Origin of the sequence: Bradyrhizobium sp. 35, assembly GCF_023073215.1 — a bacterium.
GTDB classification, from domain to species: Bacteria; Pseudomonadota; Alphaproteobacteria; order Rhizobiales; family Xanthobacteraceae; genus Bradyrhizobium; species Bradyrhizobium canariense_D.
This window is the reverse complement of sequence record NZ_JADPJC010000068.1, coordinates 1-25855: the sequence shown is the minus strand read 5'-3', so window position 1 is coordinate 25855 and position 25855 is coordinate 1. Positions and strand designations below refer to the sequence as shown.

The window sequence follows — 25855 nt, the reverse complement described above, 5'->3', positions numbered from 1 at the left end:
GTTCACTCTTTATGGCGAGGCTACCAGCCGGTAGCCGATGCCGCGCACGGCCTGGAGGAACAGCGGATTGGCGGGATCGGTCTCGATCTTGCGCCGCAGGCGGTTGATCTGCACGTCGACGGCGCGCTCGTTGACGCTGCCATTGCCGGTCAGCGCGCTGCGCGGCACGGTCTCGCCCGGTGTCTCCGACAAAATCCGCAGCATCTCGCGCTCGCGGTCGGTGAGGTGAATGACGTCTTCGCCCTGGCGCAATTCGCCGCGGTCGAGGTGATAGATGTACGGGCCAAACGCGATCTTCTCGACCGCAGCGGCCTGTGGCGGCGGCGCGGCGCGCTTGAGGATGTTGTTGATGCGCAGCGCAAGCTCGCGCGGCTCGAACGGCTTTGCGACGTAATCGTCGGCACCGATCTGCAGGCCCTCGATGCGCGCTTCGGCTTCATGCCGCGCCGTCAGCATCACGATCGGCACCGAGGACGAGGTCCGGATGAAACGGGCGAGATCGAAGCCGGTCTCGCCGGGCATCATGACATCCAGGATCAAGAGGTCGAAGTGCAGGCCCAAAAGCTTGGAACGGGCATCGCTAGCGCTCGCGGCGGTCGAGACGCGATAACCTTCGCCGGCAAGGAAGCGCGAGAGCAGATCGCGGATGCGGCGGTCGTCATCGACCAGCAGGAGATGCGGGGCATCGTCTGCGGGACGTGCCGGCGGGCGTGCGAGCGTGGCAGCGAGCGGCACGGTCACTCCTTGTCCTGATTGACGGTGGCAAAGATCGTCTCGAGCACCTTGTCCGGATCGTCGCGGTCGATCATCGCGCGCAGGAAGCGCTTGACGGTCTCGGCATCCTGCGGCGCCATCTCGGCAAGCGCCTTGGTGATGCGCGTGGTCTGGAGGCCGGCGAGCTTCTGCACCAGCGCCTCGCCCTTCGGTGTCGCAAACAGCAGGCGTTGGCGGCGATCATTGTCGCCGGTCTTCTGCACGATATAGCCCTCGTCCAGGAGCTGCTTGAGCACCCGGCCGAGCGATTGCTTGGTGATGCGCAGGACGTCGAGGAGGTCGGCGACCTTGAGGCCGGGATAACGATAGACAAAGTGCATGACGCGGTGATGGGCCCGGCCGAAGCCGAACGCCTCCAGCTCCTGGTCGGGATCGCCGACAAAATCGCGATAGGCGAAGAACAGCAGTTCGATGATATCCCAGCGCAAATTGCCTCCGTCGTCTGCGGCCGGCCGCGGCCCGGCTGCGTCTTGAGAAGGAGTCGCGAAATTTATGTCAGGCATATTGACGTATCTTGGTCTCAATGTTACAAAACGATCAGCCCGCACGAAATTTTAGATCGTTTCGCGTCGGGTGGGCGTCGAAGCAAGGCGGCCGCAGTGGGCCGGACAGGCGGCAACGGCCGGAGCAGATCTACCGTGCGATGTCGAACGGCATTTCGGCAAAACATACTGGACTTCCGTCTTCCGCAAAAGCATGTCCTCCGTGACATGCTGGCCACGGAAACCGGCCGTAACAAGGCTGGCGGCGGTCCGGCCAGAAACCAATCGAGCCAGCCGGGCCCAAATCGGGGCAGGCGGGTGCCACAACGGCGCCGCTACCGGCAGCGGGAGGCAAGGACATGAGCATGAAATTCGACATCCAGCCCGCATCCAATCCGACCTCCGAGAAGGATCGGGTCGCCAAGCTGGTCGACCCCGGTTTCGGGCGGGTCTTCACCGACCACATGGCAGTGGTCCGCTACAACCAGGCCAAGGGTGGCTGGTACGAGGCGCGTGTCGAGGCCCGCGCCAATTTCCAGCTCGATCCGGCCGGCGCCGTCCTGCACTACGCCCAGGAAATTTTTGAAGGCCTCAAGGCCTACAAGCGCGACGACGGCGGCGTGAACCTGTTTCGCCCCGATGCCAATGCCCGGCGCTTCAAGGACTCGGCGGACCGCATGGCGATGGCGCAGCTCCCTGAAGACGTCTTCATCGAGGCGGTCGAGCAAATCGTGCGCATCGATCGCGCCTGGATGCCGGGCGGCGAGGGCAGCCTTTACCTGCGCCCCTTCATGATCGCGAGCGAGACCTTCCTCGGCGTCAAGCCGTCGTCCGAATACATTTTCGCGGTGATCGCCTCGCCGGTCGGCTCCTACTTCAAGGGCGGCCCCGCGCCGGTCTCGATCTGGGTGTCGGAGAATTACACGCGCGCTGCCGTCGGCGGCACCGGCGCCGTCAAATGCGGCGGCAACTATGCCGCAAGCCTGCGTGCGCAGGCCGAGGCGATCCAGCACGGCTGCGACCAGGTCGTCTTTCTCGATGCAATCGAGCGCCGCTACATCGAAGAGCTCGGCGGCATGAATGTGTTCTTCGTGTTCGACGACGGGTCGCTCTCGACGCCGCCGCTGGGCACCATCCTGCCCGGCATCACCCGCGACTCCATCATTGCGCTGGCCAAAGACGCCGGCAAGACCGTGCGTGAGGAGCCGTACTCGCTCGACCAGTGGCGCAAGGATGCGGCCAGCGGCAAGCTGAAGGAAGCGTTTGCCTGCGGCACCGCCGCCGTGATCTCGCCGATCGGCACGGTGCGCTCGGTGAGCGGCGATTTCGAGATCAGCGGCGGTGCCGCGGGCCCCGTCGCCATGGGCCTGCGCAAGCAGCTCGTCGACATCCAGTACGGCCGCACCAACGATCCGCACAACTGGATCCGGAAGGTGGATTGAGGCCCTTCTTCCTTCTCCCCTTGTGGGAGAAGGTGGCGCGAAGCGCCGGATGAGGGGTTCTATCCGCGAGTTCAAGGGTCAGTTGGACTCGCGGATAGAACCCCTCACCCGTCTCGCCGCTACGCGGCGAGCCACCCTCTCCCACAAGGGGAGAGGGGAAAAGGGCATCGCTGGTTGGCTTTTCTCGCCATGAACGCGACACCATGATCGTGCGACAAAGTCCAAGACCTCGCATACCCAGACATCGAGTCATCCGGACATCGCGATCATGACATCCACTCTTCCCCAGTCCCTGAAATGGGTCGTTCTTGCCGCGGTCACCGGCATCACCGTATTCGGCATTCTGACCATCGGCCCCAAGCCGGACGTCTCCGCTGAGGGCCGTTCGCCCGTCGTCGACGTGCGCACCACCGATCCGGAGATGAACACCGCGATCGCGCGCGCCCGCGGCACGCTGCCGACCTTTTGGGCCTCCTACGAGGCGCCGAAGCCGTCGGAGACAGGGCATGCCCTGAAGGTGCACTTTTCGACCCGCAAAGGCGGTGAGCACATCTGGATGGCCGAGGTGAAGAAGCTACCCAATGGGGCCTATTCCGGCCTCTTCGCCAACGAGCCACGCGATCTGGCCGGCAAGCGGGCAGGCGATAAGGTCGAATTCACTGAAGCCGACATCTCGGACTGGATGTTCATGCGCAACGGCAAGATCGTCGGCGGCGAAACCATCAAGCCAACGCTGAAGTCGCTGCCGAAAGCGGATGCCGACGCGCTCCGGGCGCGGATGGAGCAGCCGTAAGCGATTACCCGGCAGTTGCCGCATCACGCGTCGGCTGGTAAATGCCGCGCATGGCCGAAAAACCCAAAAAATCCCAGAAACTGAAGGCGCGCCTGCCGCGCGGGCTCGAGGATCGCGATCCCGCCGCGATCCGGGCGACGCGCGAGATGGTGGAAAAGATCCGGACCGTGTACGAACTCTACGGGTTCGAGCCGGTGGAAACGCCGGCGATGGAATACACCGACGCGCTCGGCAAGTTCCTGCCCGACCAGGATCGTCCGAACGAGGGCGTGTTCTCGTTCCAGGACGACGACGAGCAGTGGATCAGCCTCCGCTATGATTTGACCGCGCCGCTCGCCCGCTATGTCGGCGAGCGATACGGGACCGACGGTCTTGTGTTGCCCTACCGCAGCTACCGCGTCGGCTACGTCTTCCGCAACGAGAAGCCCGGCCCCGGCCGCTTCCGCCAGTTCATGCAGTTCGATGCGGATACGGTGGGATCGGCCACGCCGGCGGCGGACGCGGAGATCTGCATGATGGCCGCGGACACGATGGAAGCGCTAGGCATTGCGCGCGGCTCGTATGTCGTCAAGGTGAACAATCGCAAGGTGCTCGACGGCGTTCTGGAAGCCATCGGGCTCGGCGGCGAAGAGAACGCAGCACGCAGACTGACGGTGCTGCGCGCGATCGACAAGCTCGACAAATTTCCCGCCGAGGAAGTTCGCAAACTGCTCGGTCCCGGTAGATGGGATGGCGGCGAAGAAGGCATGGGCGACTTCACGAAGGGCGCCAATTTGAGCGCGTCGGAGGCTGACGTCGTTCTCGCCATCACCAAACCGCGCGACGATTGGAAAGAGGCGATCGCCGCGGCGGAGGTCTATCTCGCCAAGAGCGAAGTCGGTCAGGCCGGCGTGAGCGAGCTGGAAGAGATCGCGAAACTGGTGACGGCGTCGGGGTACGGCGCGGACCGCATCAAGATCGATCCCTCCGTGGTGCGCGGTCTCGAATATTACACGGGCCCCGTCTACGAGGTCGAATTGCTGCTCGAGACCAAGGATGACAAGGGCCGCCCGGTCCGCTTCGGCTCGGTCGGCGGTGGTGGCCGCTATGATGGTCTCGTCTCGCGCTTTCGCGGCGAGCCGGTGCCGGCGACCGGATTCTCGATCGGCGTGTCGCGGCTTCAGGCCGCGCTGACTCTGCTTGGCAAGCTCGACACGCGGCCCGAGTTCGGCCCCGTCGTCGTCACCGTGTTCGACCGCGACCGCGTCGCCGACTATCAGAAGATGGTCGCATCGTTGCGAACCGCCGGCATTCGCGCCGAACTCTATCTCGGCAATCCCAAGAACATGGGCAACCAGCTCAAATATGCCGATCGCCGCAATGCGCCCTGCGTCATCATCCAGGGCTCGGATGAAAAAGCGCGTGGCGAGGTGCAGATCAAGGATCTGATCGAGGGCGCGAAGGCGGCGGCCGCGATCGCTTCCAACCAGGAATGGCGCGAGAGCCGCCCGGCGCAGTTCTCGTGCAGCGAGGCCGACCTCGTCGCCAAAGTGCGCGAGGTGTTGGCGCGGCATGACGTGAGCTGGGGCTAGCCATTCGCTGACGTCGCCATGCCCGGGCTTGTCCCGGACATCTACCTCCTGTTTGATGGCGCCCGTCAATGGCCGGTGTCCGGCCCCAAGGGAGAGAAAAATGCCTGAGATCACTGTCAGCATGGCCGAAGGCCGCACCGACGAACAAAAGGCCGGCATGATGCGCGACATCACCCAGGCACTGGTGAAGAATCTCGGCGTCGATGCCGACGCCGTCGTCATCCAGATCAATGAAGCCCCGCTCCGCCACAAGATGAAGGGCGGCAAGACGTTCGTGGAGCGCGCGGCGGCTGCGAAGAAGTAGCCGGCGCTGGTTCGGCAACCACAAAGGTCGTCCTGGCGAAAGCCAAGGACCCATTACCCCAAGCGGCAGTTGTCGCAGCAGGTCGTGGTTTAGACCGCGCATGACAATGTTGGGTCGGGGTAATGGGTCCTGGATCGGCGCTCCGCTTCGCTGCGCTTGTCCAGGACGACGGGGGGAGGCCCCATGGACGCACGCGACTTCATCAAGGTCGGCATGAGCGCCGAGCGCACGCTGGTGGTGCCGGTGGAGCGCACGGTCGGGCATTTCGTGCCCGGCATGCCGATGGTCTATGCGACGCCGATGATGATCCTGGAAATGGAGATGACGTCGGGCGATGCGATTCGTGCGGCGCTTCAGCCGGGCTGGGTCACCGTCGGCACCGAGGTCGATATCCGCCATCTTGCAGCAGCCCTCGTCGGTGCGACGGTGCGGACCACTGCGAAGGTTTTCGCGGTCGAGCGCCGCGTCATCCGCTTCGAGGTCGAGGCCTTCGAAGGCCCGCGAAAACTCGGCGAAGGGCGCCACGCGCGCGGGCTCGTCAATGTCGAGATGTTCAACAAGCGGCTAGCCGCAGGCTCGAAATCGTAGGGTGGGCAAAGGCGCGCAGCGCCGTGCCCACCATCTTTCCGCGATTGCATTCGAATGGGTGGGGCACGCTTCGCTTTGCCCACCCTACGGCACACTTTCTTACTTCGCCAATTCCTTCGACCGCTTCGTCGCCGCCGCGATGGCGCGGATCATCAGATCGCGCAGGCCGGGCTCGCCCATCAGCACGCCGAGTGCCGCGGCCGTGGTACCGCCGGGCGAGGTGACGTTCTGGCGCAGCGTGCCGGAGGCAAGCTCCGACTGGTGGAGAAGTTCACCCGAGCCGGCGACGGTTTCGCGCGCGAGTTTTGTCGCGAGCGCCTCGGGCAATCCCGCCTCGACACCGGCGCGCGCGAGTTCCTCGGCCAGCAAAAACACATAGGCCGGACCCGAGCCGGACACCGCAGTGACCGCGTCCATCAGGCTCTCATCGTTGACCCATTCGACCGAGCCGGTGGCGCGTAGCAGCGCATCGGCCACCGCGCGTTGCTGTGCGCTGACATTGTTCGCGGCGACAGCCACCGTGATGCCGCGACCGATCGCGGCCGGCGTGTTCGGCATCGCGCGCACCACCGCGCCGCCGCAGACCTCCTCGAGCGAGGCGATCGTGGTTCCCGCCATGATCGACACCACCGCGGTCTTGTCGGAGACGAATGGCTTCAGCTTGGCGCCGGCCTCGCGGAACATTTGCGGCTTCACCGCGACGACGAGCGTCTCGACCTGGCCTGCCGTCGTCACATCAGGATTGAGCGCAATCCCCTTGGCGGCAAGTGCGGTGATCTCGGCCGAGATGTGCGGATCGATCACCGCGACGCGGCGCGGATCGAGCCCGCCCGAAAGCCATCCGGTCAGCATCGCGCCGCCCATCTTGCCGGCACCGGCGAGCAGGATGGTGCCGGTGATGTTCTCGAGAGTGTTGTTGCTCGTCATAGCCGTTGCCACAAACTCAGTGTCGTCCCGGCGAAGGCCGGGACCCATAACCACAACTGGTTTTAATGGATGGAGGTGTTGGCAACAAGCAGCGTGCCACAAGCGAAATCACGCGGTATGGGTCCCGGCCTTCGCCGGGACGACGGCGAGCAGGGAGCGACGCCTTCCTCACGCGCTGGAGAGCTGAGTGCGCTTACGCCTCGCCCACCGTGTCGAACATGGCCGCGTCCATGGCTTCCGTCGTGGACTTGCCTGCCCACACCACGAACTGGAACGCCGGGAAATAGCGTTCGCAGGCGTGGATGGCGCCTGCGAGCATGGCTTCGCACTGGCCGGTGGAGGCGATGAGCCCGCCCGGCAGCACCAGGGCCTGCCGGTGCATGATCATGCCGGTGGTGGTCCACAGGTCGAAGTGCCCGACCCACAATTGCTCGTTGACCGCGGCCACGAGCCGCTGGACCTCCGGTCGCCGCGCAACCGGGATCTTCATGTCAAACGCGCAGGCCAGATGCAGCGCCTCGATCTCGCCCATCCAGGTGAAGGAGATCTGGTAGTCGGTCCATTGTCCCTTGGAGACAATCGTGAGTTCGTCTTCGCCGGAGCGTTCGAACGGCCAGTTGTTGCTGGCAGCGATATCCTCGACCACCGCGAGCGGATGGTTTTTGGAATCGATGGTGCCTTCGAGCAGGGACATGCCGTCTCGACCTCTTGCCTTTTTGTTGTCTTTGATACGCACGCGGTTGGTCCGGCGCGCGCTCCCTTAAATCTTGCTAAGGCGATCCATTCGGATCAGCGCGGGCTTGTCGCGGATCAACTGATGTGATTTGCGGAATCTGCGCAACTGGCTGCCGAGTCCGTCCACAAGTCAGGACTCGTTCGTCCACAGCTCATCTCCGCCACAATTATTAACGCCGGTGAGGCCGAACCGGATGGAGAAGAACAAACCGGAATCGGATTCGCCAAAGGCCTGCCAATCGCTAATTCCGTCGCGTGCCCCCTGGACCGCCATGGCGGCATGGGACCATGCGGTTTTCCCATGCGGAACCCGCTTGCCGCGGCCCCGAACCGGCGTCATATTCCGGTCAGGCCGTTCATCCCGGGCGGCCGATGTTCTCAGGGCGGGGTGAAAGTCCCCACCGGCGGTAAGGGCCGTAAGGCCTAAGCCCGCGAGCGCCTTCCTCAAAGCCTTGCTGAGGGGAAGGGTCAGCAGATTCGGTGCAACTCCGAAGCCGACGGTTAAAGTCCGGATGAAAGAGAACGGTCGGTGGCAGACGCATCGCAGGATGCGGCTGTTTGTCGTTCCGTGTGCCCTGATTCTGGTCCTTAACTGAGGAAAGCCATGAATCAGATGTTGCAAGATCCCCAAGCCGAAACGTCCCAACCAACTCAAACGCCACCGCCGGTTCCGCAAGATCCGGTGCCCGACCATCCGCGCTTCGCGAAACCGCAGCGGGTGGCCTTCGTGCAGGCCTGCTGGCACCGCGACGTGGTCGAGGAGGCCCGCATCGCCTTCGCGAAGGAGGCAGAAGCGCGCCACCTCAATCATGTCGACGTGTTCGAGGTGCCGGGCTCGTTCGAGATCCCGCTGCATGCGCAGATCCTGGCCAAGACACGACGCTACACCGCGATCGTCGCGGCCGGCCTCGTCGTCGACGGCGGCATCTACCGCCATGAGTTCGTCGCCGATACCGTGATCAAGGCGTTGATGGACGTGCAGCTGCGCACCGAGGTGCCCGTGTTCTCCGCGGTGCTGACGCCGCAGCAATTCCACGAGACCGAGGTGCACTACGATTTCTTCCGCAAGCATTTTGCCATCAAGGGCGTCGAAGTGGCAGCCGCCTGCGCGGAGACACTGCTCGGGCTCGAACGCCTGCGCGGCCAGGTCGCCGCGGGAATCGTGTAACGCAGCGCAACGACCATCCCTCATCCCGAGGGGCGCGAAACGCGTCTCGAAGGATGAGGGCGATCGCCGCCGTCATCACCCCAGTGACACCCCCGCTTTGGCGCGGCTGATCCCAAGCGTCAGGATGCGCTGCAGGAGAGCCGGATATTTCAGTCCGTCATGTAGAGCGGCCGTGGCGAACTCCTGGCTCTTGGCGATCTCGGGATTGGGATTGGCTTCGATGAAATATGGCGTGCCGTCGGCAGTGAGACGAAAATCGATGCGCGCATAGCCGTCGAGGCCGAGCACCCGGTAGATGCGTTTCGCGGCCCGCTGGATCCTGGCGGTCACTTCCGGCGCCAGATCCTTCGCAGGCCCGTCGACGATGCCGACCTTCTCCTGATAGTCGGTGTCGTGCTTGGCCTTCTCCGTGGCGATATGCCGTGACGAGCGGCCACCCATGCTGCCGAATTTCAGCTCCCAGACCGGCAGAACGCGCAAGCGATTGTTGCCGAGCACGCCGACGTAAAGCTCTCGCCCCTCGATGAACTGCTCGGCGATGGCGGCGGATTCGACCCGCTCGTGGATGAAGGCAACCCGCTCGGCCAGCTTCTCGTCGGTGTCGACGATGGAGGCTTGCGAGATGCCGAACGAGCCATCCATGTTCAGGCTCTTGACGATCAGCGGCAGCGCAAGGCGTGTCGGGCGTTTCACCTTGCGGCGCATCGGGAAGACCGCAAAGGCCGGCGCAGCGATCCGGCGGTGATGCACCAGCGTCTTGGACAAATCCTTGCCGCGGGCCAGGGTCAGGCCGCGCGGATTGCACCCGGTATAAGGGACCTTCATCAGCTCGAGATAGCTCGCGATGTGCTGGTCGAAGGCGACGTTGTTGTGGAATTCCTCCAGCAGCGTGAACACCACGTGCGGCTTGAACTCCTCGATCGCCTCGCGCACCGGCTTGATTTCCTCCTGCGCGCCGAGTGGTCGAACCTCGTGGCCGGCTGCGCGCAAGGTACTCACGACGTCGTATTCGGTTTTCCACGCGTTGATCTCCTGCACGGTGTGTCCGTCGCTGGAGTCCGGCGGCACGAAGTCCGGATGCATGAGCACCAGAATGCGCAGACGTCTCATAGCGCGATCCATTTTCGTTGAGACGGGCCAAACATCGTGTGCATCGTCTTGGCGGTCACGAGGACGATGAAGTCGAGAACGAGCTTCTGTTCGGGGCCGACGGCACGCAGATCGAGCTCGCGGCAGCGAGAGATCATCTCGTCGAGCACGGCATCGAGTGTAAGCTGATTCTCGCCCGTCCATCGCGCCACCAGCTGCCTGATATGGGCGCGGTGCCGCCGGATCAGGGCCGAAGCCGGCTTCGAGCGGTGATGCCGTGGATCGGCTGAAAACAGCCGGGACAGATCGCGGTCGTAGGTCTTGGGGGGCGTGAAGGCGTAGAACGCCTGCTTCTTCTTGTAGTGCTCTTCGAGCGTCTGGCTCAGCCGACCCAGCGTATCGACACGCTCCCGCGTCGTGATCAGCGGTCGCTTGCCCGCGATCTCGCCCATCAGTTCGTCGACATATTCGAGCTTCTTCAGCGCCGGCCAGCCGGCGTATCGTGTCCGCCAGTTCGAACGGGGCCGCAGCCACACCGCAAAGGTCTCGGCGAAATCCTCGTCCGGATGGCTCTGCGCGTACCAGAGCCGCAGATGCTGGACATAGCGCCGGCTGGCCGGATTGGGCCGGTAATAGCGCGGATAATGTTTCGACGACGGGCCGAACAGTTGCTGCCAGCGCCGGCGGCGCTGCAACTGGTAGCCGTGCTGTATGGCGTGGCCCGCTTCGTGACGGAGGATGGCCATGCATTCACGCCAGGTTCCGCCCTCGACGTCGAACATCATCTTCTTCTCGAGCTTCATCAGGCGGGGATGAGCGAGATAGAACGGAATGGCGATGCCGGGAACGCCGCCCGGACTGAACCATTCGCTCGACATCCAGGTGTGCGGCCGCAGCCGGATGCCGCGCTCCTGGAGCTCCTCGTACAGCGCGCTGACGCAATCCTCGAGCCAGGTGCCTTCGACCGTAACCCTCAGGCTGGAGAGGCGTTGCTTGAGCAACTCATCATCCGACAGCTTCTCCCAGGCAAATTTCCGGCGTGGCATCGGGCATCCAGAGGGCAGAGATGACTCGGGATTCGGATGATGTCATGGGCGCTCGTTGGCAACAACCCGGGGGGCGGCGGCGCGTGAGGCCGTAGGGGGCAAAGCGACTTGTCCGCCGGAACTCGACGAGCGAAGGCGGAAGCGTGCTCACCGTCTTCATGGCCACAAAAAAGGTGGGCACGGCGCGTTGCGCCTTTGCCCACCCTACGATTTTCCGCAAGCGGCCAGAGGCGAAAACCTCAGTCAAACAGGCTCGACACCGACTCTTCCGCCGCGGTGCGCGCGATCGCGTCGGAGATCAGGCTGGCGATCGGCAGCGTGCGGATGTTCGGGGCCTTGCTCACCGCATCCGTCGGCAGGATCGAGTCGGTGATCACCAGCTCCTTCAGCCTGGAGTTCGTGATCCGGGCCGCCGCGCCGCCGGAGAGCACGCCGTGGGTGATGTAGGCGTAGACGTCCTTGGCGCCCTTGGCGATCAGCGCGTCAGCGGCGTTCACCAGCGTGCCGCCGGAATCCACGATGTCGTCGATCAGGATGCAGGTGTAGCCGGCGACGTCGCCGATGACGTTCATGACCTCGGATTCACCCGCCCTCTCGCGGCGCTTGTCGACGATCGCGAGCGGGGTGTTGATGCGCTTGGCGAGGCCGCGTGCGCGCGCCACGCCGCCGACGTCGGGCGAGATCACCATTGTCCTGGAGAGGTCGAACTTGTCCTTGATGTCGCGCACCATCAGCGGCGCTGCGTAGAGATTGTCGGTCGGGATGTCGAAGAAGCCCTGGATCTGGCCGGCATGCAGGTCGAGCGTCATGACGCGGTCGACGCCAGCCTGGGTGATCAAATTGGCGACGAGTTTTGCCGAGATCGGCGTGCGCGAACCCGACTTGCGGTCCTGCCGGGCGTAGCCGAAATAGGGCAACACCGCGGTGATGCGGCGCGCCGAGGAGCGGCGCAGTGCGTCGGTGATGATCAGCAATTCCATCAGATGGTCGTTCGCCGGAAACGAGGTCGACTGGATGACGAAGGCATCCGAGCCCCGCACGTTCTCCTGGATCTCGACGAAGATCTCCATGTCGGCGAAGCGCCGTACCACCGCCTTGGTCAGCGGCAGGTCGAGACCTTGCGCGATGGCCTGAGCGAGAGCCGGATTGGAGTTGCCGGCGACGAGCTTGATGGAGCCGTTCTTGGCCGACATGGACGCTTCCTCCCGCGCTTTGCTGGACACGATGTTCAACATCAAACAATACCCACTGGAAGCACGGTTACGACGGGCGAGGAAATATCAGGCCGGGGGCTGCAATGGCAACCCGGGGCACTACGTTTTCCCTGCGAAATCCCGAGTCCGGCCAACGGTTTGGCCGGAAAACGGGGCCGTGGTTTCGCGGGGGTTAGCGCTCGGCATAGCCCAGCGCCGAGGCCGGCATGTCGGCCAATGGAGCCTCCGGGATCACGCTCGCCACGGCCGGCCCGCGCAAGCCGGGCGCCGAGTTCGGCGCATCCGGTGTACCGTTGATCATGTTGGAAAGTCCGCTGAATCCGGCCTGGGCGATCTTCCGCAGCACGAGGTCGTCGGCAGCGCCCCAAGGATCCCGGCCGCCCTTGGCCGCGGTCGGTTCCTCGCCGGAAAGGCGCAGCGCCCGCTGCTGGTTGGCGTCGTAGACGTCCCAGACCCAGGCGATCACGGTCTTGCCACGAACGATCTGGGCGGAGAGGTAGCTGCGCACGCGGTAGGCAGCCGTCCCCTCGCGGGAGACCACGGACAGGCTGCGCAGCTTGGATTCGCTGTCGAGCACGCCGACCATGCGGTCGAACACTTGCGGCGGCGGCCCGTCGATCGATTCGAACGCGACTGTCGCCCCCGAGCCGGCGCTCGGCGCCATCGCATAGGAGTTCGCGGCGCCACCGCCACCGGCACAGCCGCCAAGCGCGGCCGTCAGCAGCATGACCGCGAGCACGCGCGAACCCGCGCGGCGCAAGATGAATGACGCGTCCCTCATTATGGAGGGCAGCGATATCGTTAAAACGCATTAACGTCTAGGGCGGGGGCGCCACAGGCCACTATCATCGCGCGCAGGCATCGCCCCGGAATGACACGGGGTTGCCTTTGTGTTCACGCTTCGAGCGCGATCGCGTGAACGTGGCGGCCGTAATCCGGCTCCTTGCGATGTACCGAGCGGCGGTAGCTGAAGAAGCGTTCGTCGGCGTAGGTGTCCAGACCGAGATCGTCGATCATCAGGATGCCCGCGGCTTCCAGACGCTTGCGGATGAAGCCGGCGAGGTCGAACATCGCGTGTCCCTCGCGCACCGACGGGATGAAGAACATGGCGTTGTCTCCATCCGCCTCGATGAAGCGCGCCACGAACTCGTTGCCGACTTCATAACTGTCCTGGCGGATCAGCGGGCCGATCGCGGCGATGATGCGGCTCCGCGAGGCGCCGAGTTTTTCCATCGCCGAAATGGTCTGCTCCAGCACGCCGGTGAGCGCACCCTTCCAGCCGGCATGCGCGCCGCCGATCACGCCCGCATTGGGATCGACGAACAGCACCGGTCCGCAATCGGCGGTGGAGACGCCGAGCGCGATGCCGGGCACCTTCGTCACCAGCGCATCGCCCTTCGGCCGCGGCCCGCTCGGCCACCGAGCTTCGGCCACGAGCACGTCGGGCGAATGGATCTGGTGCAGGCTGAGAAAGCGTTCGGGTGCGACGCCGACATGCTCGGCCATGCGGCGGCGGTTCTCCGCAACAAGGGCCTGGTCGTCATTGGAGCCGAGCCCGCCGTTCAGCGCGGAATAGATGCCGCCCGAGACGCCGCCCTCGCGGGTGAAGAAGGCGTGGCGCAGGCCGGGCACCGCGGACAGCAGCGAGGAGGCAAGCGTCATGAATCGTCTCCGGCGCGTTCGAGATCGCTGAGTCCCGCAAGGCCCGTCAGCCGCGGCTCGGAGATGCCGAGCACCTTGAACATCGAACCCATGCCGCTGCGCCCGGTTTCGGTCAGGCGCTTGAGCGCGATCGAAATGTCGGTGGCGACGTCAGGCGCCGCCTTCTGCATCAAGGCGGCTGCACGGGTCTCGATGCCGACGCGTTTGAGGAAATCGCCCTGCGTCACCGGCCCGTGCACGCGGGCGCCGACGTCCTCCGCCCCGCGCGCGAGCGCCTGGAAGTCGACATGGGCTGTGACGTCGGCCTGGCCCGGCGCCTTCAGGGGATCGGTGAAGGTGTGGCGCGCGATCGCCTGGAAGGTGTCGCCGGCATCGCTGCGCAGATGACCGTAATCGATGATCAGCGCCGCGCCGTCCTGGTCGCGCACGCGGCTGGCGAGCTTCATGATCTCGGCATCGGGCCGCCATTCGAACACGGCCCCGACGGGCGCGGCGCGCACCAGAGGCGGCAGCAACACCTCGAAGCGCGGCGTCGGCTCGGCCGCCGCGCCGAATTGAAGTTTTCCGTTGGCGTCGACCTCGATCACGCGCTCGTGCCAGCCGTTCTCGTGTCGGACCATCTGGTGGATCGGCAGCACGTCGAAATATTCGTTGGCGAGGATGATGCTCGGTCCCTCGGGCACGTCGTCGATGCTGTCGTGCCAGGCGATGTTGCGCACGCCCGACAGCGTCGCACTCTGCCGCTCGCGGAGGACGGGATTGACCTCGACCATGTGGATGTGGAGCGCCTGGTAGAGCGGCGGCAGCACGCGGAGCGCGCGCAGGGCGTCGGCCATCATGGTGCCGCGGCCGGGGCCGAGCTCGATCAGCCGCAGGAATTGCGGCGAGCCCATCTGCTTCCACACCGAGGCGGTCCACAGGCCCAAGAGCTCGCCGAACATCTGGCTGACCTCCGGCGCAGTGGTGAAGTCGCCTTCTCGTCCCAACGGATCGCGCGAGACGTAGTAGCCATAGCGCGGATGCATCAGGCACAGTTCCATGTACCGCCAGACCGGCATGGGGCCCGAGGATTTGATCAGCGCCTTGATCTCGTCGAGTAACGGCTGGTCGGTCACGGCCTATCTTCTCAAAAGGAATTAACGAATAGCCCCTACGGGCTCGGGCGCACCGCGCCTCACTGCCAATACAATAAGTATGAGGCCTACAATAAGCATCGGGATCGACAACAGCATGCCCATGGTTAATCCGCCCCAGAGGAAGCCGAGCTGGACGTCCGGTTCGCGGAAATGCTCGCCGGCGATCCGGCTCAAACCATAGATCAGGATGAAGGCGCCGAGGATCATGCCCGGCCGTTTCAGGGCGCCGAAGCGGATCATGATCGCGAGGGCGGCAAACAGCAAAATGCCCTCCATGCCGGCCTCGTAGAGCTGGCTCGGATGGCGTGGCAGCTGGGTGGGATCATTGGGGAAGATCATCGCCCAGGGCAGCTCCGGGTCGGCGGCGCGGCCCCACAATTCGCCGTTGATGAAATTGGCGATGCGGCCGAGCAGCAGCCCGACCGGAGCGACGGCGGTGGTGATGTCGCCGAGCGACAGGATCGAGATGCGGTTGCGATAGGCGAACCACATCACCGCGACGACGCAGCCGAGGAAGCCGCCGTGGAAGGACATGCCGCCTTCCCACAGCCTGAAAATCGCGGCGGGATGGTCGATGAAGAAGGGCAGGTTGTAGAACAGCACATAACCGGTGCGGCCGCCGAGGATGATGCCGAGCGTGACCCACAGAATGAAGTCGTCGATCTGCACCAGCGACATCGGCGCCGGGCCGCCCCACAGCCGCTCCCTTTTCAGGAGCGAGCGCGCATAGAGCCAGCCGAACACGATGCCGCAGATATAGGCCAGGGCATACCAGCGGATCGCGAACGGGCCGATCTCGATCGCGATCGGCTTGAAGGCGGGAAAGTCGATGAGCAGAAGTTGCATCGCGCCTTCTATGTCTGGACGAGATTGCGGCGATAGAGCGCCAGCAGACGCTCCCAATGCCGCTCGGCGGCGTCGCGGTGATAGGCCGGACGCTTGGGGAAGGCGAAGCCGTGATGGGTGCCGGGATAGATCTCGACTTCGGCTTTGGCGCCGCTCATGCCCTGCTTCACCTTCTCGATGATCTCGGCGGGCGCGTAGATGTCGGTCTCGGCGCAGGCGAAGTAGAGTTCGGCCTTGGTCTTGGCTGCCGCCAGATGCGGGCTGTCGTCCTGGTCGGTTGCGAGCTGGGTGCCGTAGACCGAAGCGGCGGCCTTGACGCGATCGGGAAAATGCGTGGCGGCGTTGACGGCGTAGCGGCCGCTCATGCAGTAGCCGACTGTACCGATCAGTTTGGTGTTCGCGGCCGCCTGGCCCTCGGCATAGGTGAGCAACGCCCGCGTGTCGTCCATGATCATGGGGATCGTGAGCGATCCCATCAGCGCGAACATGCGCTTGCGTTCCGGGGCGTTCGGATCGGCCGGCAGCGCGCCGAGCTCCATCACGCCGGAGCGGTAATAGAGGTTCGGCAGCATCACGTAATAGCCCGATGTTGCGAGCCGGCGCGCCATGTCGCGCAGCTCTTCGCGGATCGCCGGCGCGTCCATGTAGAACAGGATGACCGGAAACGGCCCGCCGCGTTCGGGATGGCTGATGAAGGTTGCGGTGTGACCGTCCTTGGTGGGGATCGCGATCTGCTGATCGATCATCTCGAGCGCCTTTTGTGATTCTTCTTATGCAGGGACGTTGAATACGATTGCAAGGAAACCGGGGCATGACAAGGATACCGCCGATCGGCCCTTGAACCCGCCCAATCGGATTGCCATTGTCTCCCCGCGCGTTCGCGCAGAGTTCATCGAAAGCCGCCAGGAGACCGACATGACCCAGACCAACAACCGGTTTTTCGACGAGATCGGCCGCCTGATGAACGATGCCGCCGGCGCCGCGCAGGGCGTCAAGCGCGAGTTCGACACGGTGATGCGCACCCAAGCCGAAAAATTCCTGCGCGACATGGACCTGGTCAAGCGCGAGGAGTTTGAGGCGGTCAAGGATATGGCGCGCCTGGCGCGCGAGGAGAACGAGGCCCTGAAGGCGCGCATCGCGGCGCTGGAGGCCAAGCTCGGCGGGTAACTCCGCCGGCTCCTTCCGGGCGATCCGGTTCCTTCCGGCCGCCCATTCTCCTTGTTATTTCCGCGTCTTCCGGGTAAAAGCCCGCCACGTCCGCAGCCCCCGCACCCCTGGAGGCTTGCTGCGGCGTATGCCATGGGCCGCGTTGCGGCCCATTAACTTTTGCAAAAACAAGGACTTAACGTTATGGCGACCGTCAAGGAATTGAAGGCGACCGCACGTCCGAAGAGCGGCAAGGGGGCCGCCCGGGCTGAGCGTCGCGCCGGGAGAGTGCCCGGAGTGATCTACGGCAACAACCAGCCCCCGCTGACCATCTCGGTGGACGATCGCGAACTGCGCTCGCGCATCCTCGCCGGCCGGTTCCTGACCACGCTGGTCGACATCGACCTCGAAGGCAACAAGCACCGCGTGATTCCGCGCGACTACCACCTCGATCCGGTCAAGGACTTCCCGATCCACGTCGACTTCATGCGGCTCGGCGAAGGCGCCACCATCCGCATCAGCGTTCCCTTGCACGTGGTGAAGGCCGAAGGTTCGCCCGGCGTGAAGCGCGGCGGCGCCGTGAACATCGTTGCGCATGCGATCGAGCTCGAGTGCGGCGTGGAGAACATCCCGCAGTTCATCGAGGCCGACGTGGGTTCGCTCGAAATCGGCCACTCGCTGCATCTCTCCGACATCAAGCTGCCGGCCGGCGTGAAGGCGCTGACCTCCGAGGACGCGACCCTCGTCACCATCGTGCCGCCGTCCGGCTACGCCGAAGAGCTGAAGGCTGCTGCTGCTGCTCCTGCCGCGGGTGCTGCTGCTCCGGCGGCTGGTGCTGCTCCGGCTGCGGGTGCTGCTGCTCCGGCAGCGGCTGCCAAGGCCCCGGCTGCCAAGGCTCCCGCCGGCGGCGACAAGAAGAAGTAATCTCTCAAAGCTGGCGCGCGGTCCCTGATCGCGCGCCGAGCGAGGGGCGCGCCGCGTCATGCGACTGTTTGTTGGGCTCGGCAATCCCGGCCCGAAATTCGCACGTAACCGGCACAATGTCGGCTTCATGGCCGTCGACGAGATCGCGCGGCGTCATGGTTTCGCACCCTGGCGCCGCAGGTTTCAGGGCGAGACCTCGGAAGGCACGCTCGGCACCGAGCGCGTGATCCTGCTCAAGCCGATGACCTACATGAATGATTCCGGCCGCAGCGTTCAGGAAGCGGCAAGCTTCTTCAAGATCGCGCCGGGCGACGTCACCGTATTCCATGACGAACTCGAACTGCCGCCGGGCAAGGTGCGGGTGAAGATCGGCGGCGGCATCGCCGGCCACAACGGCCTGCGCTCGATCTCCGCCCATATCGGCAACGAGTACCGCCGGGTGCGGCTCGGCATCGGTCATCCCGGCGTCAAGGAATTGGTGCACGGCCATGTGCTGTCGGACTTCGCCAAAGCGGACAACGACTGGGTGGCGACGCTCTGCGACGCGGTGGCCGAGCACGCGGCATTGGTTGCCAAAGGCACGGACGCGACCTTCGCCAACAGGGTGCACCTCGCCATGCAGGCGAAGGGATTTTTGACCAAGGACGACAACGGCAAGGAATAACGCTCGTGGGATTTAAATGCGGGATCGTCGGGTTGCCCAATGTCGGCAAGTCGACCTTGTTCAACGCGCTGACCGAGACGGCCGCGGCGCAGGCGGCGAACTATCCGTTCTGCACGATCGAGCCGAATGTCGGCGAGGTCGCGGTGCCGGATCCGCGGCTCGATAAGCTCGCAGCGATCGCCAAGTCGGGCCAGATCATCTCGACCCGGCTGACCTTCGTTGACATCGCCGGCCTCGTGCGCGGCGCGTCCAAGGGTGAAGGCCTCGGCAACCAGTTCCTCGCCAACATCCGTGAGGTCGACGCCATCGCGCATGTCGTGCGCTGCTTCGAGGACTCCGACATTACCCATGTCGAAGGCAAGATCGCCCCGCTCGCCGATATCGAGACCATCGAGACCGAGCTGATGCTCGCCGATCTCGACAGCCTCGAGAAGCGCGTCGACAATTTGTCCAAGAAGGCCAAGGGCAACGACAAGGACGCCAAGGAGCAGCTCGACCTCGTCAATCGCACGCTGGTGCTGCTGCGCGAAGGCAAGCCCGCGCGCCTCGTCGAGCGCAAGGCGGAGGAGGAGCGCGCCTTCGGGATGCTCGGCCTGCTGTCGTCCAAGCCCGTGCTCTACGTCTGCAACGTCGAGGAAGGCTCGGCCGCATCAGGCAATTCGTTCTCGAAGGCGGTGCAGGACCAGGCTGCCAAGGAAGGCGCCATTGCGGTCGTCATCTCGGCAAAAATCGAATCCGAGATCGCCACCATTTCGCGCGACGAACGCGCCGACTTCCTGGAGACGCTGGGTCTCGAAGAGGCCGGCCTCGATCGCCTGATCCGCGCCGGCTACACGCTGCTCGACCTCATCACCTATTTCACGGTGGGCCCGAAGGAAGCGCGCGCCTGGACCATCTATCGCGGCACCAAGGCGCCGGGCGCGGCCGGCGTGATCCACACCGACTTCGAGAAGGGTTTTATCCGCGCCGAGACCATCGCGTATGAGGACTACGTCGCGCTGAACGGCGAAGCCGGCGCCCGCGATGCCGGCAAGCTCCGCCTCGAAGGCAAGGAATACGTCGTCGCCGACGGCGACGTGATGCATTTCAGGTTCAACACGTAAGACGCTGGAGTTCGTGCCCCGGAAGCGCCCTACCGCACCCCGCCGCCTTGATCCCTGATCGCGCCAAGATGCTCGTTGATGCGGAAGATGATCAGGATCAGCTCGGCGAGAATGCGCGAGAACACGATTCCGACGACGACGCTCGCGATCGACGACAGCAGCATCAGGAAGCCGCCGAACGGGCTGATCGCCATCATTGCGAGGCCGGAGAAGATGCCGGAGAGGCCGAACAGGCAGATCAGCGCGATCACCAGCCAGTAGAAGGTCTTGATGATCGTCGGCGTGATAAAGCGGTCCCATTGAAACAGGTCGCTGAATGAAAACATTGCTCTCCCCAGGGCAATTCAGGTGTTGTCGGGCCTTGCAAATGGATCGTGGCCCCTGCTCGATCCGACTCAAGACCGACGCCGGCGCGCCGAATGTAGCACGAGCCATGCGGGCCGGCGGGTTGAGATTGCCGCAAAGTGCGGCCACAATCTGTCGTTCCCTCAAACCTTTCCCAAGATGACCCTGACCTTCGAAGATTTCCCGCCCGGCCGGTTCGGAACATTCGGCCCGCGCCATGTCACGCGCGACGAGATCGTGGCCTTTGCCGCCGAGTTCGATCCGCAGCCGATGCACCTCGACGAGGACGCCGCCAGCAAAAGCATGCTGCGCGGCCTGTCCGGCTCGGGCTGGCATCTCTGTTCGCTGATGATGCGGATGATGGCCGACGGTTTCATCACCCGCGCCGCTTCGCTGGGATCTCCCGGCGTCGACGAAGTGCGGTGGCTGTCGCCGCTCAGACCCGGCGACGATCTCATGCTCGAAGTCGACGTCGTGGAGGCCCGCACCTCGAAGAGCCGCCCGGAGCTCGGCATCGTCAAATTCAAATGCACCGTGCGCAACGCCGGGGGTGATGCGCTGTGCGAGATGACGTCGCCGATCCTGATCAAGCGGCGCGAAGGGGCGGTCTGATGCCGTTTTTCGAGGAGATCGAGATTGGGCATCGCCGTGAGATCGGCGCCTATACGTTCACGGCCGAGTCGATCAAGACATTCGCCGCAAAGTTCGATCCGCAGCGTTTTCACCTCGACGAGGAGGAGGGCAAGAACTCCTTGTTTGGCGGGCTCGCGGCCTCGGGCTGGCACGTCGGGTCGGCCTGCATGAGCCTGCTTGTCGCCGACGGCCAGCGCCTGGCGCGGGAAGCCGCTTCGCGCGGCGAGGAGGTCGCGGTGTGGGGCCCGTCGCCGGGCTTTCGCGACCTGCGCTGGATCAGGCCGGTGCTCGCCGGCGACATCGTCACCTACGTCAACGTCGTCATCGACAAGCGCAGCTCCGCCTCGCGACCCGGTTGGGGCATCCTGACCGCGCGCACCACCGGCACCAACCAGCGCGGCGAGGACGTCTACGCCATCACCGCAACCGCCTTCGTGCCGATGCGTGTGAACGGCGGTTAGATTCGTTCCAGGATGAACGGCGAAAACAGCGCGCGAGTGTTGCCCCCGCGCTATGGACGCGATTCCGGGTGGCTGCCATAAGCCTGCGCAACATGGTTTTCCCGCGAAGCAATGCGCGGAACCATCGAGTTGCTAACCAATTATGAACCTGTCGCTGTCTATTTGAACGAACTGGGCAGAGTACAGGGGACGAGGACCATGGCAGACCGCGGCGCACTCAAGCTGGTCGGATTCATCTTTGCTACCGCGACGCTGGCCGTGATGCTGGTGGCCGGCATGGTGGTGAAGGGCTATGCCGACGGCGCCTACACCCTGGAAGCTTCGACCGTGGAAGCCGCCCGGTAAGATTTCGTTAACTCCGCGGCCTCCGCCCTCAGCGGCTATAGACGAACGCCAATGTCGCGATCGCAACCGCCAGCAAACCGACAAAACGCAGCATGATCGTGCCGAACTGGTTCGGCGCGGGCCGCAGCGGTATCGGGTCGGTGGTGTCGGGCCGAATGCTTTCCATGAAAAGTCCCCAGGCCCGGCCGCGATGGCAAGAGCGCTTGGCGTTAGTCGCCGGATGGATGCGGGAAGTTCAAACCCCTCCGCTGTTATGCCCCGCCAAAGCGGGGCATCCGGTACGCCGCGCGTCACAGTTCTAGCCTCGCTGCCTCTGGAATACTGGATCACCCGCTTTCGCGTGATGACACTTTTCGTGGGGCGCGTGCGCACCGTCACACACCCCACGAATCAAAACCGCCGCGCCCCTTTCGGAACGCGGCGGCTGGTGATGCGGGATGCAGCGATCAACTGTTGCGCAGGCCGTCGGCGGCGCGCTTCCACTGCGAGACGTTGTCGGCGATCATGCGGGTCGACTTCATCGCGGCCTGGCTGAGCTGGGCGTAGCCGGAGATCTCGCGCTGGACGCGCTGGCCTTCGGCGTGGAGCAGGTCGCGCAGGCTCTCGAGCTCGGAGATCAAATTCTCGATCTCGGCGAGGGAGGTGCCGGCGACGCGCTGGATCAGCGAGTTGACGTTGGTGACGGTGGCCTCCGCGCTCGGATCGAGCGGCGGCGCGTCCGCGGCGGTCGCTGCCGGACGGCGCAGATAGGCGATGTCGTTGCGGACGAAGTCACGGATGCCGGCTTCGACTTCCGTCACTGCGGCAAGGTTGGTGTCGATGGTCTCGGTCTCGGTGGCTTCGGTCTTTTCCGGACGCATGGCGTTCATCGTTATTCCCCTGTTCGCGTTGAGCGCAGCGCGAGTGTCCCCCGCACGACGACGTCGGTCTGGGACTAGGGCGCCGGATTTTGGCCGCAACTTGGCCGAGGTGCGGCAAGGGCGGTCCATTCGGGGGCTTTGCCGTGGCGTATGGTTACCGGAGTCTGAACGCGGCCGCCGCGCCGAAGTGAATGCGCGGCCGGTCGGTGCTCGACTCCCTCGCCCCGCAGGGGGGAGAGGCGAAAACAGCTACCAGCTCTTCTTGAAACCCGCCGTCAGGCTCTTGTTGATCGCCCCTTGCGAGGTTTCGCCGACGGAACCGGAGACGGTGACGTTGTCGAACAGCTTCTGTTCCGCGCCGACCTTGCGCAGCCATTTGTCGTCCGTGGTCGACAGCGACTGGCCCGCGGTGATGCTGGTGCCGGTATCGGTGAGAGTGACCTTGGCCGACTGCTCGGTCTCGTAATTGCGCGTGACGTGACCGCCGACGCCGGGGAGCGCCGTGGTGCCCTGCTGGTTGACGCTGTAGCCGTTCTGCAGCGTCAGCGACGTGTCGCCCGACAGCGGCACCGACTTGATCAGCGAGGCCCCGAGCTTGCTCTGCTCCGCGCCGGGATCGACGCGAGCCTCCACCGCGGTCTTGTCCCAGATCGCGCCGGCGCCCGGCGCGGTCGCGGCCGCCCAGGCGCTGCCGGACGATTGAGGCACGCTGCCGCCATTGCTGGCCTTCTGTGCCAGCAGCTCGGACATCGTCCGCGGCTCGCTCGTCACCGTCATGTCGGCGCCGATGCGGGCGTCCCAGAATGAGGATACCGACTGCTTCACCGTCACCGCCGAGGAGCCGTTGGCGTTGGCGTTCGTCGCCCAGTTCAGCCCGTCCTTGGCGGCGGCCTGCGCGCGCTTCTTGGCGGCGATGATGTCGTTGAGCGTGCCGGCGTCGATCGCGAGCTGGCCCCAGTCGAGCTTGTCAACGTCGATGCCGCTCAGCACGTCGGGGTCGTTGACGTCGGGGGCCTCCGCCGCTTCGGCGTCGTCGTCGGGCGCTGCGGCCGGGCCGGGGGAGAAGGGCGGAATGATCTGCGCCGAAACCGTCAGCACCGATCCCAAGATCAAAGCGGCCGCCAGCATCGGCAGCCTGGTCCAGCCAAACCCTGTCGCGAATTCCATCGTCCTGCCCGTCAGCCCAGTTCCCGCCGAGGATGCGGAACCATCATTGCGAAATTGTGGCGGTTCCATCAGACGCGAACCAACGGGCCGCGCGAAAGGCGCGCGCCCGATGACGAGCTTCTCCACGATTGCATCGGCGGGGCTGGAGGCCAGGACGCGTCGTGGGGTGCTCAGCCATCGGTCCCGAAGTGCGGGGCCCGTTGGTGTTCCGTTCAGCCGACGCTGGTCATCTTCGGCAGATGAATGGCGCGGCCAGCCTGCTCGACCAGATCAAACGTGTCGATCAGCACGCGCATGCTGGTGAGCTTGCCCGCCCTGAACTGGGCAAACTGCGCCACCCGCAAGCTGATCGGCTTGCTGGAATCCAGTGCGGTCAGCGAATAGCGCAGCATCGAGGCGGCGGAATCGACACCGAGCATGATGCTCTCGCGGTCGAAGCGGCGGACCTGGAAATTGTCGGCGAATTGGCGGATGACGTCGAGCACGGCGTCCTTGCCCTGGCGCGCGCCGAGGAACGGAAACATGTCGATCGGCCCATTGAGCGCCCACTCGACGTCCTCGTCGATCAGGGCCTCGATGTCCTCGAAATGCCGGTCGTTGATCGCGCGGTGCAACGCACGCGAGAAACGCCAGAGGCTGTGCTCTGTCATCTTGGGCAGTCCTGAAGCTGGCTTGCGAAAAAGCGAAAAACAACCCCAAGCGCACAGGAAAGATGCCGCGGGGTCGCTCAACTCATTTGTATACGAACAAAATACGTCAATTCGGCCAAAACGCAATTCACGTTTTCGCAATGCACAATTGATTCCGGCGTGTGAGATTTACAATAGAACCCCGTATTTTCCCGGTCCGGGCCGGTTTGGGAGAGAGCTAGCCCCCGTCCACCCGCTCGCCCACGATCAGGGGGCCGATCTCACGTTCCAGCACCTGCTGCACCAGGTCGTAGGAATCGATGATCTCGCGGATCTGCGCCACCTTGCCGCGGCGAAAAGTGTAGAAGACGGCCATGTCGACCTGAATGATGCGGTCGTTGCTGCGCTTCCTGAAGAACACGCGCAGATAGGCCGCGACCGTGTCCCCCTCGGCGACGATCTGCGGCACCTCGTAGCGGATCTCGGCGTATCGCTCCTGCACGGTGCGCCAGAATTCGCCGAGCTCCTGCTTGCCGTGGCAGGGGCCCATGTGCGGCAGCACATCGATCGGCGCGTGGGTGAGGAAGTCGACGTCGTCGGTGCAGCACGACAGCGCGGCAGCGAGATCGCTGCGCGAGATGGCGTCGAGCAGATGCAGCACGCGCTGGCGATTGAGCTTCTCGACCGTCATTCCGCCCGCCCTCATCGGCCGTGTGGAGTTCGCGCAAGGCTAACGCGCTGCCTCGGACACCGGCAATCCGCAAACCACAGGGGATATTGCTGACGTATGACGCGCCAGCGTAATGCCAGGTTCATGACTGCAATTTATGGTTGAGCAAGCGCGAGCCTTCACGAATTCGTGCAGGCGTTCGGCTGCATGGTCTAGCGAAGCATCGCGTGCGCGCGCGGGAACCGGGACGGGCCCGTGCCTGTTGAGAGTGCGACACCGCATCCGGAGACATTGATCCATGAAATCCCTCGCCGCCATCGCCGTACTTCTCATCTGTGGCGCGACGTCCGCCGCCAACGCCAAGGGCTGCATCAAGGGCGCCGTCGTCGGCGGCGTCGCCGGCCACTATGCTGGCCATCACGGCGTCCTCGGCGCCGCCGCCGGCTGCCTCTACGGCCGCCACCATGCCAAGGAACAGCAAGAGCAGGAGAGACAGCGGCAACAGCAGAGCCAGGTGAACGGGCAGGGCAAGCTGTAACCCCTGGTCATTCGGGGGGCGCGCGCCTTGTTCCCGCAGAGGAAATGGGCGTGACGCATCTCACATCAGGTCCCCCTGATGGCGGCTGGATTCATCCGCATGTCCTCAGGGAGACGTGCCATGGCCGCCATCGCCAGAGTCAGAAAGTCCAGCCTGCATAACGCGCTCGAAGGCCTCGCGCTGACCGCGACGCTGCAGAGCTTCCCGACCTTCGCCGCCGCCGCATTCCTGCTCAAGCTGGTCGGCAATCACGACCTGGTCGGCGATCCCGGCGTCGCCATCTTCGTCGCCATCGCCTCGCTCGCCCATGCGCTGCTTGCGGTGAGCTTCCCGCATTTGTTCAAGACCGTCTACGAACCGAAGTTCTTCGAGGCCCATCTGTCGCTCGCCGACAAGATCACGGCATGGCGCACCCAGCGGTCGCCTCGCTGCAACTGATGACCACCGTGCTGCTGCTGTCGGTGATGGCGGTGGTGACGGCGAGCCTGGGGTGAGTTCGCGTTCTCATGATTCTCCGACGCCGCCATGAACAACCATGGGCGGCGCCGGCGCTCCGCGCCCCCTTACCTCTTCTTCCACCCACCCCTATGCCC

33 protein-coding genes and 1 riboswitch are annotated in these 25855 nt (G+C 64.6%); of the genes, 15 read left to right on the top strand and 18 right to left on the bottom strand.

The features are described from left to right. Nucleotides 1–9 precede the first annotated feature (9 nt). Both IVB36_RS15045 and IVB36_RS15040 read right to left on the bottom strand, forming a co-directional pair. Nucleotides 10–741, bottom strand: a complete 732-nt coding sequence (locus tag IVB36_RS15045) for a response regulator transcription factor (RefSeq protein WP_018453502.1) — start codon at nt 739–741, stop codon at nt 10–12. Beyond that, nucleotides 738–1277, bottom strand: a complete 540-nt coding sequence (locus IVB36_RS15040; RefSeq protein ID WP_007596846.1) for a MarR family transcriptional regulator — start codon at nt 1275–1277, stop codon at nt 738–740. The genes IVB36_RS15045 and IVB36_RS15040 overlap by 4 nt, the downstream gene beginning before the upstream one ends. 338 nt (nt 1278–1615) lie before the next feature. Here IVB36_RS15040 and IVB36_RS15035 point away from each other — a divergent pair, with 338 nt between their 5' ends. The 5 genes from IVB36_RS15035 (at nt 1616) to IVB36_RS15015 (ending at nt 5954) form a co-directional block, all read left to right on the top strand. Next, nucleotides 1616–2698 (top strand): branched-chain amino acid aminotransferase, encoded by a 1083-nt coding sequence (locus IVB36_RS15035; RefSeq protein ID WP_026232543.1) that lies wholly within the window; start codon nt 1616–1618, stop codon nt 2696–2698. A gap of 268 nt (nt 2699–2966) precedes the next feature. Beyond that, complete coding sequence (locus tag IVB36_RS15030) at nt 2967–3491, top strand: DUF2314 domain-containing protein (RefSeq protein ID WP_018453504.1); 525 nt, start codon at nt 2967–2969, stop codon at nt 3489–3491. A 50-nt stretch (nt 3492–3541) separates the two neighbouring features. Next, nucleotides 3542–5062, top strand: coding sequence for a histidine--tRNA ligase (gene hisS / locus IVB36_RS15025; protein WP_247392027.1), 1521 nt, complete (start codon nt 3542–3544; stop codon nt 5060–5062). A gap of 55 nt (nt 5063–5117) precedes the next feature. Beyond that, nucleotides 5118–5366, top strand: a complete 249-nt coding sequence (locus IVB36_RS15020) for a tautomerase family protein (RefSeq protein ID WP_083926322.1) — start codon at nt 5118–5120, stop codon at nt 5364–5366. A gap of 183 nt (nt 5367–5549) precedes the next feature. Further along, nucleotides 5550–5954 carry a hotdog domain-containing protein gene (locus tag IVB36_RS15015; RefSeq protein WP_018453507.1) on the top strand — a complete coding sequence of 135 codons (405 nt, stop codon included), beginning with the start codon at nt 5550–5552 and terminating at the stop codon, nt 5952–5954. Between the two features lie 99 nt (nt 5955–6053). On the opposite strand, the gene proC is transcribed toward IVB36_RS15015, so the two are convergent. Continuing rightward, nucleotides 6054–6881 (bottom strand): pyrroline-5-carboxylate reductase, encoded by an 828-nt coding sequence (gene proC, locus IVB36_RS15010; RefSeq protein WP_018453508.1) that lies wholly within the window; start codon nt 6879–6881, stop codon nt 6054–6056. A 193-nt stretch (nt 6882–7074) separates the two neighbouring features. Next, nucleotides 7075–7575, bottom strand: coding sequence for a YbjN domain-containing protein (locus tag IVB36_RS15005; RefSeq protein ID WP_018453509.1), 501 nt, complete (start codon nt 7573–7575; stop codon nt 7075–7077). Nucleotides 7576–7986: 411 nt separating this feature from the next. Next, nucleotides 7987–8144: riboswitch (FMN riboswitch) on the top strand. A 76-nt stretch (nt 8145–8220) separates the two neighbouring features. Here IVB36_RS15005 and IVB36_RS15000 point away from each other — a divergent pair. Then, complete coding sequence (locus IVB36_RS15000) at nt 8221–8784, top strand: 6,7-dimethyl-8-ribityllumazine synthase (protein ID WP_026232546.1); 564 nt, start codon at nt 8221–8223, stop codon at nt 8782–8784. A gap of 75 nt (nt 8785–8859) precedes the next feature. On the opposite strand, the gene IVB36_RS14995 is transcribed toward IVB36_RS15000, so the two are convergent. From IVB36_RS14995 to IVB36_RS14960, 8 genes are all read right to left on the bottom strand, one after another. Then, complete coding sequence (locus IVB36_RS14995) at nt 8860–9894, bottom strand: ATP-grasp domain-containing protein (RefSeq protein WP_018453512.1); 1035 nt, start codon at nt 9892–9894, stop codon at nt 8860–8862. Further along, on the bottom strand, nt 9891–10919 hold the full coding sequence (locus IVB36_RS14990; RefSeq protein ID WP_018453513.1) for a putative zinc-binding metallopeptidase: 1029 nt from the start codon (nt 10917–10919) through the stop codon (nt 9891–9893). Before IVB36_RS14990 ends, IVB36_RS14995 begins: the two co-directional genes overlap by 4 nt. A 239-nt stretch (nt 10920–11158) precedes the next feature. Then, complete coding sequence (locus tag IVB36_RS14985) at nt 11159–12112, bottom strand: ribose-phosphate pyrophosphokinase (RefSeq protein ID WP_007614838.1); 954 nt, start codon at nt 12110–12112, stop codon at nt 11159–11161. A 193-nt stretch (nt 12113–12305) separates the two neighbouring features. Next, nucleotides 12306–12914 carry a hypothetical protein gene (locus IVB36_RS14980; protein ID WP_018453515.1) on the bottom strand — a complete coding sequence of 203 codons (609 nt, stop codon included), beginning with the start codon at nt 12912–12914 and terminating at the stop codon, nt 12306–12308. Between the two features lie 113 nt (nt 12915–13027). Continuing rightward, nucleotides 13028–13795 carry a peptidoglycan editing factor PgeF gene (pgeF, locus tag IVB36_RS14975; RefSeq protein WP_018453516.1) on the bottom strand — a complete coding sequence of 256 codons (768 nt, stop codon included), beginning with the start codon at nt 13793–13795 and terminating at the stop codon, nt 13028–13030. Further along, complete coding sequence (locus IVB36_RS14970) at nt 13792–14910, bottom strand: SAM-dependent methyltransferase (RefSeq protein WP_018453517.1); 1119 nt, start codon at nt 14908–14910, stop codon at nt 13792–13794. Before IVB36_RS14970 ends, pgeF begins: the two co-directional genes overlap by 4 nt. A gap of 21 nt (nt 14911–14931) precedes the next feature. Further along, complete coding sequence (gene lgt, locus IVB36_RS14965) at nt 14932–15777, bottom strand: prolipoprotein diacylglyceryl transferase (RefSeq protein WP_018453518.1); 846 nt, start codon at nt 15775–15777, stop codon at nt 14932–14934. Between the two features lie 8 nt (nt 15778–15785). Then, a complete protein-coding gene (locus tag IVB36_RS14960) occupies nt 15786–16523 on the bottom strand; it encodes a dienelactone hydrolase family protein (protein ID WP_018453519.1) in 738 nt (245 codons plus the stop codon). A 169-nt stretch (nt 16524–16692) separates the two neighbouring features. Between IVB36_RS14960 and IVB36_RS14955 the strand changes: the two genes are divergently transcribed. The 4 genes from IVB36_RS14955 to ychF all read left to right on the top strand — a co-directional run bounded on the left by IVB36_RS14955 (nt 16693) and on the right by ychF (nt 19614). Then, on the top strand, nt 16693–16944 hold the full coding sequence (locus tag IVB36_RS14955; RefSeq protein WP_007596812.1) for an accessory factor UbiK family protein: 252 nt from the start codon (nt 16693–16695) through the stop codon (nt 16942–16944). A 183-nt stretch (nt 16945–17127) separates the two neighbouring features. Then, nucleotides 17128–17847: a 50S ribosomal protein L25/general stress protein Ctc gene (locus tag IVB36_RS14950; protein ID WP_018453521.1), complete on the top strand. Its 720-nt coding sequence runs from the start codon at nt 17128–17130 to the stop codon at nt 17845–17847. Between the two features lie 58 nt (nt 17848–17905). Next, nucleotides 17906–18511 carry an aminoacyl-tRNA hydrolase gene (pth, locus tag IVB36_RS14945; protein ID WP_018453522.1) on the top strand — a complete coding sequence of 202 codons (606 nt, stop codon included), beginning with the start codon at nt 17906–17908 and terminating at the stop codon, nt 18509–18511. 5 nt (nt 18512–18516) lie between these two features. Then, complete coding sequence (gene ychF / locus IVB36_RS14940; RefSeq protein WP_247392026.1) at nt 18517–19614, top strand: redox-regulated ATPase YchF; 1098 nt, start codon at nt 18517–18519, stop codon at nt 19612–19614. A gap of 29 nt (nt 19615–19643) precedes the next feature. On the opposite strand, the gene IVB36_RS14935 is transcribed toward ychF, so the two are convergent. Then, on the bottom strand, nt 19644–19940 hold the full coding sequence (locus tag IVB36_RS14935) for a DUF4282 domain-containing protein (RefSeq protein ID WP_018453524.1): 297 nt from the start codon (nt 19938–19940) through the stop codon (nt 19644–19646). A gap of 178 nt (nt 19941–20118) precedes the next feature. Here IVB36_RS14935 and IVB36_RS14930 point away from each other — a divergent pair, with 178 nt between their 5' ends. The 3 genes from IVB36_RS14930 (at nt 20119) to IVB36_RS14920 (ending at nt 21398) form a co-directional block, all read left to right on the top strand. Next, nucleotides 20119–20571, top strand: a complete 453-nt coding sequence (locus tag IVB36_RS14930) for a MaoC family dehydratase (protein ID WP_018453525.1) — start codon at nt 20119–20121, stop codon at nt 20569–20571. Next, a complete protein-coding gene (locus IVB36_RS14925; protein WP_018453526.1) occupies nt 20571–21053 on the top strand; it encodes a MaoC family dehydratase in 483 nt (160 codons plus the stop codon). Before IVB36_RS14930 ends, IVB36_RS14925 begins: the two co-directional genes overlap by 1 nt. A 198-nt stretch (nt 21054–21251) precedes the next feature. Further along, nucleotides 21252–21398 (top strand): hypothetical protein, encoded by a 147-nt coding sequence (locus IVB36_RS14920; RefSeq protein ID WP_007596790.1) that lies wholly within the window; start codon nt 21252–21254, stop codon nt 21396–21398. Nucleotides 21399–21426: 28 nt separating this feature from the next. Here the strand turns inward: IVB36_RS14920 and IVB36_RS14915 are convergent, their stop codons facing one another. The 5 genes from IVB36_RS14915 to IVB36_RS14895 form a co-directional block, all read right to left on the bottom strand. Continuing rightward, nucleotides 21427–21564, bottom strand: a complete 138-nt coding sequence (locus tag IVB36_RS14915; RefSeq protein ID WP_018453527.1) for a hypothetical protein — start codon at nt 21562–21564, stop codon at nt 21427–21429. A gap of 280 nt (nt 21565–21844) precedes the next feature. Beyond that, the gene (locus tag IVB36_RS14910) at nt 21845–22267 is read right to left on the bottom strand and encodes a hypothetical protein (protein WP_018453528.1); all 423 of its coding nucleotides are present in this window, start codon (nt 22265–22267) and stop codon (nt 21845–21847) included. 240 nt (nt 22268–22507) lie between these two features. Beyond that, on the bottom strand, nt 22508–23425 hold the full coding sequence (locus tag IVB36_RS14905) for a hypothetical protein (protein WP_026232548.1): 918 nt from the start codon (nt 23423–23425) through the stop codon (nt 22508–22510). 212 nt (nt 23426–23637) lie between these two features. Next, nucleotides 23638–24075 (bottom strand): nuclear transport factor 2 family protein, encoded by a 438-nt coding sequence (locus IVB36_RS14900; protein ID WP_247392024.1) that lies wholly within the window; start codon nt 24073–24075, stop codon nt 23638–23640. Between the two features lie 217 nt (nt 24076–24292). Then, nucleotides 24293–24745, bottom strand: coding sequence for a nuclear transport factor 2 family protein (locus IVB36_RS14895; RefSeq protein ID WP_247299169.1), 453 nt, complete (start codon nt 24743–24745; stop codon nt 24293–24295). 277 nt (nt 24746–25022) lie between these two features. On the opposite strand from IVB36_RS14895, the gene IVB36_RS14890 reads away from it, so the two are divergent. Continuing rightward, nucleotides 25023–25262 (top strand): hypothetical protein, encoded by a 240-nt coding sequence (locus IVB36_RS14890; protein WP_018453532.1) that lies wholly within the window; start codon nt 25023–25025, stop codon nt 25260–25262. 120 nt (nt 25263–25382) lie between these two features. Then, nucleotides 25383–25700, top strand: a complete 318-nt coding sequence (locus IVB36_RS14885) for a hypothetical protein (protein ID WP_245288369.1) — start codon at nt 25383–25385, stop codon at nt 25698–25700. The last annotated feature ends 155 nt before the right edge of the window (nt 25701–25855 follow it).